Consider the following 12406-nt stretch of genomic DNA (forward strand, 5'->3'; position numbering starts at 1 on the left):
GGTTGACCAATCGTTCAGGTTTCAATAGCTTGGCTCAGCAGGGGCCGTCAAAGCGTCGAGAACTCAAATGATTAGCCCTGCGCTGCATTGCAGGCGCTGGTTAAAATGACTATTTTGTATACAAACTAATATGCGCTGCCTCGCTAAAGGAGCCCGACCATGTCTTCCCATTACCCGCGTGACCTGATTGGCTACGGCCAAACGCCCCCTCATGCCCAGTGGCCCAACGGCGCCAAAATAGCCGTGCAGTTCGTACTCAACTACGAAGAGGGCGCGGAGAATTGCGTGCTTCACGGAGATGCGGGGTCCGAGCAGTTCCTTTCCGAGATCATCGGGGCGGCCAGCTATCCCGACCGCCACCTGAGCATGGAGTCCATCTACGAGTACGGCTCGCGAGCTGGCGTGTGGCGCATTCTGCGCGAATTTGAGCGTCGTGGGCTGCCGCTCACCGTGTTTGGGGTGGCCATGGCGCTGGAGCGCCACCCGGAGGTGGCGCAGGCGTTCAAGGAGCTGGGCCATGAAGTGGCCTGTCACGGCTACCGCTGGATTCACTATCAGGAAACGCCCGAGCACGTAGAGCGCGAGCACCTGCAAAAAGCCATGGAGATTTTCCAGCGTCTGTACGGTGAGAAGCCACAAGGCTGGTACACCGGCCGCGATAGTCCCAATACGCGGCGCCTGATATTGGATGAAGGCGGGTTTCTCTACGACAGCGATTACTACGGCGACGACCTGCCCTTCTGGACCCGCGTGAGCGACAGCCAGGGCGCCGAGCACCAGCATCTGGTGGTGCCCTACACCCTGGATACCAATGACATGCGTTTTGCGGCGCCGCAGGGGTTCAATACCGCCGACCACTTCTTTACCTACCTGCGCGACGCCTTTGATGTACTGTATGCCGAAGGGGAGGAGGCGCCGAAAATGCTTTCGATTGGCATGCACTGCCGGTTGCTGGGCCGCCCGGGCCGTTTCCGTGCGCTTCAGCGCTTTCTGGACCATATCGAAGCGCATGATCGAGTATGGGTTGCCCGCCGGGTCGATATCGCTCGTCACTGGGCCGAACACCACCCCGCACCGACTCAGTAACCCAAGGATGCGATAGGACACCATGACGCCCCACATAGGACAACGGATTGCCGCCCAATTCGATGCGCTGACGGCCCAGGAGCAGCGGGTCGCCACGTTCATTCTCGACCATTTCGATGACCTGGCGGTCTACAGCGCCGCCGATCTGGCGCGACTGACGGGGGTATCCAAGTCCACGGTGAGCCGTCTGTTCAAGCGGCTGGGGTTCGAGAGCTTTCGCACGGTCAAGACCCACGCGCGGCAGCTGCGCAACCTGGGGGTGCCGCTGGTCATCGATGACGATGCCATGCAGGAGGAGGGCGGTGCACCGTTTCAGCGCCACCTGCAGCGCGAACAGGAGAATCTCCAGCGCTGCCTGGCCAGTTTGCCCCCCGCCACGTTTGCCGACTGCGTCGATGCGCTGGCGGCTGCCCAGCAGATCGTGGTCATGGGGTTTCGCAACAGCTATCCGCTGGCGTTACATCTGCGCCAGCAGTTGATTCAGGCGCGTGGGCGAGTACGCCTGGCGCCTCAGCCCAACCAGTCGCTGGCGGAAGAGATCGTCGATTTGACCGAGCAGGACACCATCGTGCTGTTCGGCTTTCGTCGTCGGCCCACGGCCTTTGCGGCACTGGTGACGGCCCTGGAGCGTTCGCCCGCCAGGGTGCTGCTGATCGCCGACCCCACCGCCGCCACTTTTGCACCGCAAGTGTCGTGGTTCATGGAAGTGCCTCTGGAGAGCTTGTCGGCCTTCGACAGCTACGCCACCGCCAATAGCCTGATTTGCCTGCTGGCCAATGCGGTGCTGCATCACAACCTGAGTGATGGGCGAGAGCGCATCAGTGATATCAGCGACCAGTACGAGGCGCTGAGTGAGCTGGCAGCGCCAGTGATGAGCGTGGATTGGGACGCTCACCAATAATGGTGCGTGCTGGTTCTTGATGCACCAAACACGAACGTTGAGGCCTGTCGAAGCGTTGCTTCGACAGGCATCTGCCTGCCTGAAAAACTCTCAAACTGCTGTTATCCATGCACTTTGTGCCTGAGTGGCCCTGTAATTGCTCTGCTGAGGCTGTGAAACAAAAGTTTCGGACTGTACTTGCTTGCAACGAAGCTTTCATCACGGCGCTATTCATACGCGACTGTCGCACTCGCTGGCTTGGCCAATCGCATAACTGCAGGAGAGCATCATGGGCACGATCCCTCAGGGCTTTACACAATCTATTCAGCACTTCTTGAAACGTTGCCAATCCGGCGTGCTGGCCACCGGTGTGACCGCTGCGCTGGCTGTGGGTGGCGTGGGTGCCAGCACCGCCGTGCAAGCGGATGCGCTGGAAGCCATCGAATCCCGTGGCACCATACGCATTGCGGTCCCGCAGGACTTCCCGCCGTTTGGTTCGGTCGGCACCGATCTGCAGCCGCGCGGCTACGATATCGACATGGCCAACTACATTGCCGATGAGATGGGCGTGACGCTGGAGCTGATTACCGTGACCAGTGCCAACCGCATTCCCTACCTGCAAACGGGCCAGGCGGACCTGGTGATCTCCAGCCTGGGCAAAAACCCGGAGCGTGAAGCGGCAATCGATTTCTCGGAGGCCTATGCGCCTTTCTTCCTGGGAGTCTTCAGCGCTGACGCCGATGAAAGCATCGCCGGCCCCGACGAGCTGGCCGGTAAAACCATCGGCGTGACGCGGGGCGCCGTGGAAGACATGGAGCTGACCGAGGTCGCCCCCAGCTCGACCACCATCCGTCGTTTCGAGGACAATGCCACCACCATCTCGGCTTTTCTGTCTGGCCAGGTGGACTATGTCGCGACCGGCAACGTGGTGGCCGCAGAAATTGCCGAGCGCAACAGTCGCCGCGCACCGACCCTGCTGTATCAACTGCGTGATTCCCCCTGCTATATCGGCCTGAACAAGAACGAAGCAGCGCTGCAGACGGAAGTGAACCGGTTGATTGCTCAGGCGCTCGAGGACGGCACCCTGAACGAGTTTTCCCAGCGTTGGTTCAGTGCCGACCTGCCTGACGGCTTTGGTAGCTGAGGGTCGTCATGGGGCCAACACTCGATTTCTTGACCCTGTTGCCCTACGTCGGTGAGCTGATCAAAGGCTTGACCACCACGGTCATCTTGACCGTGGTGACCACCTTGACCGGTTTGGCACTGGCGGTAGCGGTAGCTTATCTGCGGGTAAACGGTCAGTCCTGGGTACGCTGGGGGCTGGGCGGTTATGTCGAAGTCATCCGTAATACTCCGTTCATCGTGCAACTGTTCTTTATCTTTTTTGGTCTGCCTGGCCTGGGCATCAAGCTGGACGCCATCACGGCGGCGTTTATCGCCATGACCCTGAACCTTGCCGCGTACAGTGCCGAAATCCTGCGTGCGGGCATCAGTGCCACGGCCAGGGGGCAGTTGGAAGCCGCCCGAGCGCTGGGCATGAACACCCTTCAGGGGTATCGCCATGTGGTACTGGTACCGGCCTTTGCGCGTGTCTATCCGTCACTGATCAGCCAGTCGATCATCGTCATGCTGGGGTCGGCGGTGGTGTCGCAAATTTCGGTCTTCGATCTCACCTACGCGGCCAACTTCATTCAGTCTCGCAACTTCAGAAGCTTCGAAGTCTATTTGCTGATCACCTTGATCTACCTGCTGCTGGCGTTCGTGATGCGCCGCGTCTTCATGCAAGTGGGTAAACGAGTCTTTGCCTACCAGCAAGGAGAACAACGATGATCGAATTCACCTTCTGGGATATTTTGCGCAACCTGCTGCTGGCGGCCCGCTGGACCGTAGTGCTGTCGTTGATTGCCTTTGTCGGCGGGGCCACGGTGGGGCTGGTATTGACCTTCATGCGCCTCTCCAGCTCGCGCTGGCTGCAACGCCTCACCGCGCTCTACGTGGATGTGTTTCAGGGCACCCCGCTGCTGATGCAGCTGTTCCTGATCTTTTTCGGTGCGGCGGCGCTGGGGTACCCCGTGACTGCCTGGCTGGCGGCCTCCGTGGCCCTCACGCTGTTCAGCAGCGCTTTCCTGTGTGATATCTGGCGGGGCTGCCTGGAAGCCGTTGCCAAGGGGCAGTGGCATGCCGCTCGGGTGCTGGGCATGAATTACTTCCAAACCATGCGTCATGTCATCCTGCCCCAGGCGCTGCGGCTTTCGGTACCGCCCACGGTCGGTTTTTCGGTACAGGTCATCAAGGGCACCGCGCTGGCTTCGATCATTGGCTTCGTCGAGCTGACCAAGGCGGGCACGATGCTCAACAACGCCACCTTCGAACCGTTCACCATCTTTGCCCTGGTGGCCCTTCTGTATTTCGCGCTGTGCTACCCGCTGTCCTGCTACGCGCGCCATTTGGAGAAAAAGCTCTATGACGCTGGTCTGCGTTGATAACGTTCACAAAGCCTTTGGTGACCTGGAAGTGCTCAAGGGAATCGACCTCTCCGTTGCCCAGGGCGAAGTGGTGGCCATCATCGGCCGGAGCGGCTCGGGCAAAAGTACTCTGCTGCGCTGCCTCAATCAGCTCGAACAGCACGACAGCGGCGAGATCACCATTGCCGGTCAAGCGCTGGATGCGGGTGTCATGTCCCCCCGTGAGCTGAGCGAAAACGTGGGCATGGTCTTTCAGAGCTTCAACTTGTTCCCCCACAAAACGGTGGGGGAAAACGTGTGCCTGGCCCCCGTCGTGGTGCGCGGGGAAAAGCGCGACGAGGTCGAGAAAATCGCCCGTGAAGTGCTGAGCAAGGTCGGCCTGGCCGACAAGTACGATGCCTACCCGGCACAGCTGTCCGGTGGCCAGCAACAGCGGGTGGCCATTGCTCGGGCGCTGGCCATGCGGCCCAAGGTGCTGCTCTGCGACGAAGTGACCTCGGCCCTGGATCCGGAGCTGGTGGGGGAGGTGCTGCGCGTGCTGGAGGCGCTGGCGGCGGAAGGCATGACGTTGATTCTGGTCACCCATGAAATGGGCTTCGCCAGAGACGTGGCAGATCGCGTGGTATTCATGCACCAGGGGCGCATCCATGAAGAGGGCGAGCCGGGCGAACTGTTCAGCCGCCCCCAGACCGCCGAGCTGAAGCAGTTTATCTCGGCGGTGCTGTAGGGGGCTGAAGGGGGTGCTGACGTGAGCGGCCTGGGCTGGCCGCTTTACGTATGGTGCAACGTGGCTTATCCGACCCACTGCGTGGCTTGGGCAAAAATCAAGAAGCCCAGTGCTATCAGTACCCACACGCAGAAGAGTGGAAAGAAGAACTTGACCCACTTCTGCCAGGAGACACCGGCCAGTGCCAGGGTAGCCATGAAGTAGCCGGAGGTGGGGTAAAGAATATTGCCGATGCCATCGCCCAACTGGAAAGCCAGCACCGCCGTTTGGCGGGTCACGCCAATCATGTCCGAGAGCGGGGCCATCAACGGCATGGTGACCAGTGCCTGGCCGCTGCCGGAAGGAATGATGAAGTTGAAACCAAGCTGCGCGAAGAACATGCCGATGGCAGATAGCAGCGTGGGCAGGCCTCCGACCAGATTACCCAGGCCATACACCAGGGTGTCCATGATCTGGCCATCTTCGAGCATGACTGCGACCCCACGGGCAACCCCGGCAATCATGGCGCCGACCAGCACGTCTCGGAACCCTTGATTGAAACCTCCGCAGATGTCGTCGGTGCTCAAACCTGCAACGAGGCCGACGACCACGCCCATGATGATGAACAGCCCGGCCATCTCCATCATGAACCACCCTTGCTGCAGGACGCCGTAAACCAGCAGGGCAAAGAAGGCGAAGGTGGTGAGCGCCGCCAGTTTCTGGCGAGTGGAGGCTACCAGCGCACGGCTGTTCTCGGCATGCTGGTAAAGGGCACGCTTTTCGGCTTCGCCGGGGTCACTGTTCAGCAGGCTTCGCTCGGGTGAGTGGCTCACCTGGCGAGCATAGCGCATCACAAAGAAGATCGCCGCGGCCAGCATCACGATGAAAGCCAGAGTGCGCAAGCCGTACCCGGAGTAGAGAGGCAGTGCCGACAGCTGCTGGCCAAGGCCGGTGTTGATCGGGTTGAGCACGCCCGTGGTAAAGCCCACGGTGGTGGCGCACAGGGCCACGGCGGCTGCAGTGACCGAGTCGAAGCGTAGTGCAATCATCAGCGGCAGGATGACCGGTACATATACCAATGCCAGCTCTTGCGTGCCTATCACGGTGGCAATCAGGGCAAACACGGTCATCAGCACCGGCAGGGTGAGCAGGCCCTGGCCAGCGAAACGTCGGGTCAGCTTGTCGACGCCAATTTCGATGATGCCGGTGCGCCTGAGCACCATGAACATGCCGCCAATCATGAAGGTGAAAAAGACCACTTCGCCAGCGCTCATCAGCCCATTGGGAATGGCCAGCATGAAGTCGGTGAGCCCGACGGGGCTGGGGTCGATCGTGGTATAGGAGTCGGGGTCGATGGTGATGCGGCCATTGGGCCCTGGAACGCGTTCGAATTCTCCTGCGGGTACGAAGTGAGTGGCAATGGCCGCCATGGCGATAAAGACAAACAGCACCACGTAGATGTCCGGGATGCGGCACCAGCTCTTGGCGGTGCCAGGGGTACCCGCAGAAGAGGGGCGATGTTGTGACATGCAGGGCCTCGCATTGTTGGGCCATCCGGGGACGGCTCTTGTTATCCATTGCAGTGGGCCGGGGCGCCGCGATCACCCATCGATGGCGGCAGAACTCGGTTCGTATGTTTTAGAGTTATGAAACGAAAGTTGCCAAAAACATTACTACTGGGAGGTATGTTTCACAAGCCCGTCGGTATAAGCTTTAAAAAGTGCGGTTTATTTTGTATACAAGAACATCATCAACATTGACCACTCGACAGGACATGCCATGCCAGCCAATTACTATGCGCCCACCGGCGGACACCCGCCGCAAACTCAGTTGACCGCCGACCGTGCCGTTTTCACGGAAGCCTATGCGCTGATCCCCAAAGGGGTGATGCGCGATATCGTGACCAGCAACCTGCCTTTCTGGGAAGGCACGCGGCTGTGGGTATTGGCGCGTCCGCTGTCCGGGTTTGCAGAGACGTTCTCTCAATACATCATGGAAGTGCAGCCCGAGGGCGGCAGCGACAAGCCTGAGCTGGACCTTCAGGCAGAAGGGGTGCTGTTCATCGTGGAAGGAGAGCTGACGCTGACATTGGCTGGCGAGCGTCATCTCATGGGCCCTGGCGGCTACGCCTTCATTCCCCCCGGCAGCCACTGGCAGGTTCGAAACGAGTCCCGCGAGCCGGTGCGCTTCCATTGGGTGCGCAAGGCCTATGAGTTCGTCGAGGGGCTGGACGTACCGCCGGCCTTCGTCACCAACGAGCAGGAGATCGCACCGATCGAGATGCCGGGCACGGAAGGGCGCTGGGCAACGACGCGCTTTGTCGAACCTGGCGATGTGCGCCACGACATGCACGTCAACATCGTGACGTTCCAGCCCGGTGGCGTGATTCCGTTCGACGAAACCCACGTGATGGAGCACGGGCTCTACGTGCTGGAAGGCAAGGCGGTCTATCACCTCAACCAGCAGTGGGTAGAAGTGGAAGCGGGGGACTTCATGTGGCTACGCGCGTTCTGCCCTCAAGCCTGTTATGCGGGTGGGCCTGGCCCGTTCCGTTACCTGCTGTACAAGGATGTGAATCGTCACGCGGCGCTGCGCCTTGGCGCTCGCTGACGCTGGCGCACAAGCACACTGACCACCAGGAGCCATCATGCTGACACTCGAAGCAAAACCCCTGACACAAGCAGCATTTGAACCATTTGGCGAGGTGCTCGATGCGCGTACCTCGCCATCGTTTCCGATCAACGCAGGGCGTACCCAGCGGCATCACGATTTGGCGCGGGTCGAGACGCTGGGCGACAACCCGCGCACCCTGGTGAGCATCTTTGTCAGCCAGCCGGTGTCGCTGCCGTTGACGCTGACGTTTCTGGAGCGCCACCCGCTGGGCAGCCAGGCCTTCATGCCGCTGCACGAAGAGCGTTTCATCGTGGTGGTCGCCCCGCCCGGCGACACCATCGCGCCCCAGGACGTTCGGGCCTTCGTGACGGATGGCCGCCAGGGGGTGAACTACCGAGCAGGCACCTGGCACGCCATTCAGTCGGTGCTGGAGCGGGAAGGCGAGTTTCTCGTGGTGGACCGCGGTGGAGATGGCAACAACTGTGACGAGTACCCGCTGTCCTTGTGCGTGCACGTGGCGCCGTAATCGCTGACATTGGCCGTTGCAACAAGTACATGCGAGTGTCATCTTGCTTGGGGTATGCTGATACGCGAACACTTCCTCTTTCACTGGTCAGGACATTTATGAGCACAAACACCCATATCCCCCTTCGTCGTACCAAGATCGTCGCTACCCTTGGCCCTGCCAGTGACCGCGAGGGCGTACTGGAGGCCATGCTGAAGGCAGGGGTGGATGTGGTGCGCTTGAACTTTTCGCATGGCACCGCCGACGACCATCGGCGTCGCCTGGCCCGGGTGCGTGAGATTGCTGCCCAACTGGGCCGCAGCGTAGCGGCGCTGGGCGACCTGCAAGGCCCCAAGATCCGCGTTGCCCGTTTCAAGGAGGGCGCGGTGTATCTGGAAGAGGGCCAGGACTTCGTGCTCGACATGGCCATGGACAGCGATGCCGGTACCCAGCAGGGCGTCGGTTGCGACTATAAGACCCTGGCCGATGACGTCACGGCCGGCGACCGCCTGCTGCTGGACGATGGCCGCGTGGTACTGGACGTGACCCGTGTCGAAGGCAAGCAGGTACACACCCAAGTTGTCGTGGGGGGCAAGCTCTCCAACCACAAGGGGATCAACAAGCAGGGGGGAGGCCTCTCCGCGCCGGCCTTGACCGAAAAAGACAAGGCCGACCTGAAAACGGCGGTGGAGATCGGCGTCGATTACCTGGCGATTTCGTTCCCGCGCTCGGCAGAAGACATGCGTGAAGCACGTCGGCTGCTGGGCGAGGAAGGCAAGGAGATTGGTCTGGTGGCCAAGGTCGAGCGTGCCGAGGCCGTGGCCGACGAGGCGATGCTGGATGGCATCATCGAAGCCTCTGAAGCCGTCATGGTGGCGCGTGGTGACCTGGGCGTGGAAATTGGCGATGCCAAGCTGGTCGGCGTGCAGAAACGCATGATCAAGCGCGCCCGTTCGCTCAACCGGGCCGTGATCACGGCGACCCAAATGATGGAAAGCATGATTTCTGCGCCGCTGCCCACCCGAGCAGAAGTGTTCGACGTGGCCAACGCCGTGCTGGATGGCAGCGATGCCGTGATGCTGTCGGCAGAAACGGCGGCGGGCGACTACCCGCTGGAAACCGTCGAGGCCATGGCGCGCGTGTGCCTGGGAGCCGAGCGAGAGCGGGTGGCGCAAGAGTCCGGGCACCGTATTCATGAAGGCTTTACCCGGCCGGATGAAACCATTGCCCTGTCGGCCATGTACGCTGCCAACCACATGAAAGGGGTAGCGGCGATTGCCTGTATGACGGCGTCTGGCTATACGCCGCTCATCGCATCGCGGATTCGCTCCGGTCTGCCCATCGTGGGCCTGGCACACAACCCCATCGCTCAGCGTCGCATGGCGCTTTATCGCGGCGTGGTATCGCTGCCTTTTGATACCTCCGAGATGAGCGCCACCGAGCTGAATGACCAGGCGTTGACCCTGCTGGTCAAGCAAGGGGTCGCCAAGCTGGGTGACCACGTCATCCTCACCCGTGGCGACCACATGAATGCTCACGGTGGCACCAACACCATGAAGGTGATGGTGATTAACGAGCAGCATGTAGAAAGTGCTCAGGCCTAAGCGCATGCGTTGGCTGCTGTGCCTCGGTTGCCTGCTGCTGGGTGCGCCTGCCATGGCAGGCGCACCCATCGTAGCGGCGGCCTCCAGTCTGCACTTCTTTTTGGAAGAGGCTTCTGAGCGGTTTACCCAGCAAACCGGGCATCGGCTGCGCCTCAACCTGGGCTCTTCCGGTAACTTCCGCCGTCAGATCGCCCAGGGGGCGCCCTTCGAGCTGTTTCTTTCCGCCGATGAGGGCTTCGTGCAAGCGCTCTACCGGGAAGGGCACGTCGTGGATGAAGGCGTGATCTATGCACGCGGGCGGCTGGCCTGGGTACAGCCTGTCGGCCGCTATCCTCCGCCCGATGAACAGGCGCCCTTGGCCGGCGTGGAAGACGCCGTGGCCGCGTTGCAGAATGGCCAGCGCCTGCGGATTGCCATGGCCAGCCCCGAGCATGCACCGTATGGCGTGGCCGCTCAGCAAGTGCTGGAAAGGGCAGGGCTCTGGGAGGCCAGTCGCCCGCTGCGCATACAGGGGGAAAACGTTTCCCAGGCGATGCAGTTTGCGCTGTCCGACGACGCAAGGGGCGGGCTGGTGGCCTATTCGCTGGTGCTGGCGCCTGGGCTGGCGGCCCGTAGCGAGAGCGTGCTGATCCCCGAAGCGTGGCACACGCCGCTGACTCAGCGCATGGTGCTGACCCCTCACGCCGGAGAAGCCGCCCAGGCCTTCTATGCCTGGCTGCAACAGCCCGAGGCCCAGGCACTCTTTCGCGCCTACGGCTTCAGTACCGAGTGATGGACTGGACGGCGCTGGGAGTCTCGCTGCGGCTGGCGGCGTTGACGAGCCTGCTGCTGGTGCCACTGGGCATCTGGTGCGGGCGGTGGCTGGCCACGGCTCGGTTTCGTGGCAAGGGCGTCTGCGAAGCGCTGATTGCCCTACCTCTGGTGCTGCCGCCCACGGTGCTGGGCTTCTATCTACTGCAGCAGTTTGGACGCGATGCGCCGCTGGGCAGCGCCTGGGCGGCGCTCACTGGCAGCGGCCTCAACTTTACCTTCACCGGGATTCTGCTGGCCTCTTTGATTGCCAACCTGCCGTTTGCCATTCAGCCCATTCAGCGGGCCTTCGAGCATGTGCCCGTGCATTTGCGCGAAGCGGCCTGGTGTAGCGGGCTCAGCCCCTGGCAGACCCTGTGGCGTATCGAACTGCCGCTGGTGTGGCCAGGCATCCTGTCGGCGACCGCGCTGACCTTTGCCCATACGTTGGGGGAGTTTGGCGTGATTCTGCTGGTGGGCGGCGCCATCGATGGCGAAACCCGAACGCTCTCCATTGCCATTTATGACCGAGTGCAGGCCTTCGACGAGCAGGGCGCGGCCACCATGTCGGCGCTGCTGCTGGCCATCTCGCTGGCGACGTTGGGGCTGGTCTATGGGTTGGCGGGCAGGCGCAGGTGGGTACGTGGCTGATTTGACGGTGTCCGTACAACAGGCGGGGCCCATCCCCTTGAACGCCACCTTCCGCTGCGCGCCGGGGGAGCTGCTGGCGCTGGTGGGGCCATCGGGCAGCGGCAAGACCACCCTGCTACGCGCCATTGCCGGGCTCTACCATCCTGCCCAGGGCCACATCAGCTGCGCCGGTGAGCGTTGGCTTTCGGCCGGACAGGGGCCGCGCCAGGCACTGACACCCCAGCAGCGCAAGGTGGGCATGGTCTTTCAGGACTATGCGCTGTTCCCGCACCTGACTGCGCAGCAGAACGTCCAGATTGCCATGGGGCACCTCCCCCCAGTGGCAAGACCCGCACGTGCCGCGCAATGGCTGGCCCAGGTGCGCCTGGAAGGGCTGGAGAACCGCTACCCCAGCCAGCTTTCGGGAGGGCAGCGTCAGCGGGTTGCCCTGGCGCGGGCACTGGCACGAGAGCCCCGCGTGCTGCTGCTGGACGAACCCTTTTCTGCGGTCGATCAGGTCACTCGGCGCCGCTTGCAGCGGGAGCTTGCGCTGTTGCGTCAGCAAATTGCCATCCCCATCGTGCTGGTCACCCACGACCTCGAAGAAGCGACGGCCTTGGCCGACCAGATCTGTGTGCTGCACAACGGCAACAGCTTGCAGCAGGGCGGCCCGGAGCGGCTGTTTCGCCAGCCTGACACGCCCCTGGTGGCGCGTTTGCTCGACCGCCACAATGTTTTTCAGGGGCAGGTGGTCAACACGGCCAGCGGGCCACGGCTGCAGTGGGGCGAGTGGTGGCTGGAAGTCGCTCGCGGCCTCGAGCACTGCTCGGTGGGGGAGACCGTGACCTGGTATCTGCCGCCGTCGGATATCGTCTTGCACCGACGCGGGCGGCCCTCCCAGGGGGAGCGCGAAAACCCGGTGACGGCCACAGTGAGTGAAATGGTGGTGCTGGGCAGCATGACCTCGGTTTCGCTGCGCGTTTCGCATGGGGATATGCTACGTTTCGATATCGCTACCCACGCGGCCAAACGCAACCAGCTGGCGTTGGGGGAGCCTGTGACCGTCTCGCTGCTGGCCGAGGGAATTCACCTCATGACCTCGCCGCAGGCCACTGTATAGGAAGAAGG

13 protein-coding genes are annotated in these 12406 nt (G+C 62.0%); 12 read left to right on the top strand and 1 reads right to left on the bottom strand.

Features of this window, described 5'->3' with window-relative positions; genetic code table 11:
* Positions 1-159: 159 nt before the first annotated feature.
* The 6 genes from puuE (at position 160) to RVM26_RS00950 (ending at position 5158) form a co-directional block, all read left to right on the top strand.
* Positions 160-1086 (top strand): allantoinase PuuE, encoded by a 927-nt coding sequence (gene puuE / locus RVM26_RS00925; protein ID WP_039175422.1) that lies wholly within the window; start codon positions 160-162, stop codon positions 1084-1086.
* A gap of 22 nt (positions 1087-1108) precedes the next feature.
* Complete coding sequence (locus RVM26_RS00930; RefSeq protein WP_016916209.1) at positions 1109-1987, top strand: MurR/RpiR family transcriptional regulator; 879 nt, start codon at positions 1109-1111, stop codon at positions 1985-1987.
* 268 nt (positions 1988-2255) lie between these two features.
* Positions 2256-3110 carry a transporter substrate-binding domain-containing protein gene (locus RVM26_RS00935; RefSeq protein ID WP_498940235.1) on the top strand — a complete coding sequence of 285 codons (855 nt, stop codon included), beginning with the start codon at positions 2256-2258 and terminating at the stop codon, positions 3108-3110.
* 8 nt (positions 3111-3118) lie between these two features.
* Positions 3119-3796 carry an amino acid ABC transporter permease gene (locus RVM26_RS00940; protein ID WP_498940237.1) on the top strand — a complete coding sequence of 226 codons (678 nt, stop codon included), beginning with the start codon at positions 3119-3121 and terminating at the stop codon, positions 3794-3796.
* Positions 3793-4449 carry an amino acid ABC transporter permease gene (locus RVM26_RS00945; RefSeq protein ID WP_498940239.1) on the top strand — a complete coding sequence of 219 codons (657 nt, stop codon included), beginning with the start codon at positions 3793-3795 and terminating at the stop codon, positions 4447-4449. Before RVM26_RS00940 ends, RVM26_RS00945 begins: the two co-directional genes overlap by 4 nt.
* Positions 4430-5158 carry an amino acid ABC transporter ATP-binding protein gene (locus RVM26_RS00950; protein ID WP_016916213.1) on the top strand — a complete coding sequence of 243 codons (729 nt, stop codon included), beginning with the start codon at positions 4430-4432 and terminating at the stop codon, positions 5156-5158. Before RVM26_RS00945 ends, RVM26_RS00950 begins: the two co-directional genes overlap by 20 nt.
* A 65-nt stretch (positions 5159-5223) precedes the next feature.
* Here RVM26_RS00950 and RVM26_RS00955 read toward each other — a convergent pair whose 3' ends face one another.
* Complete coding sequence (locus RVM26_RS00955; protein WP_498940241.1) at positions 5224-6666, bottom strand: YfcC family protein; 1443 nt, start codon at positions 6664-6666, stop codon at positions 5224-5226.
* A gap of 250 nt (positions 6667-6916) precedes the next feature.
* On the opposite strand from RVM26_RS00955, the gene RVM26_RS00960 reads away from it, so the two are divergent.
* From RVM26_RS00960 to RVM26_RS00985, 6 genes are all read left to right on the top strand, one after another.
* A complete protein-coding gene (locus tag RVM26_RS00960; RefSeq protein ID WP_218315035.1) occupies positions 6917-7747 on the top strand; it encodes a bifunctional allantoicase/(S)-ureidoglycine aminohydrolase in 831 nt (276 codons plus the stop codon).
* Positions 7748-7784: 37 nt separating this feature from the next.
* A complete protein-coding gene (locus RVM26_RS00965; RefSeq protein WP_081136249.1) occupies positions 7785-8276 on the top strand; it encodes an ureidoglycolate lyase in 492 nt (163 codons plus the stop codon).
* A gap of 98 nt (positions 8277-8374) precedes the next feature.
* Complete coding sequence (pyk, locus tag RVM26_RS00970) at positions 8375-9859, top strand: pyruvate kinase (protein ID WP_498940244.1); 1485 nt, start codon at positions 8375-8377, stop codon at positions 9857-9859.
* A 4-nt stretch (positions 9860-9863) separates the two neighbouring features.
* Positions 9864-10631, top strand: a complete 768-nt coding sequence (modA, locus tag RVM26_RS00975) for a molybdate ABC transporter substrate-binding protein (RefSeq protein WP_498940246.1) — start codon at positions 9864-9866, stop codon at positions 10629-10631.
* Entirely contained in the window at positions 10631-11299 is a 669-nt protein-coding gene (gene modB / locus RVM26_RS00980; RefSeq protein ID WP_498940247.1) for a molybdate ABC transporter permease subunit, read from the top strand. The genes modA and modB overlap by 1 nt, the downstream gene beginning before the upstream one ends.
* Positions 11262-12398, top strand: a complete 1137-nt coding sequence (locus tag RVM26_RS00985) for an ABC transporter ATP-binding protein (RefSeq protein WP_498940249.1) — start codon at positions 11262-11264, stop codon at positions 12396-12398. Before modB ends, RVM26_RS00985 begins: the two co-directional genes overlap by 38 nt.
* The last annotated feature ends 8 nt before the right edge of the window (positions 12399-12406 follow it).

It is taken from the genome of Halomonas sp. KM072 (assembly GCF_050710315.1).
In the GTDB taxonomy this organism is placed as follows: Bacteria; Pseudomonadota; Gammaproteobacteria; order Pseudomonadales; family Halomonadaceae; genus Vreelandella; species Vreelandella hamiltonii.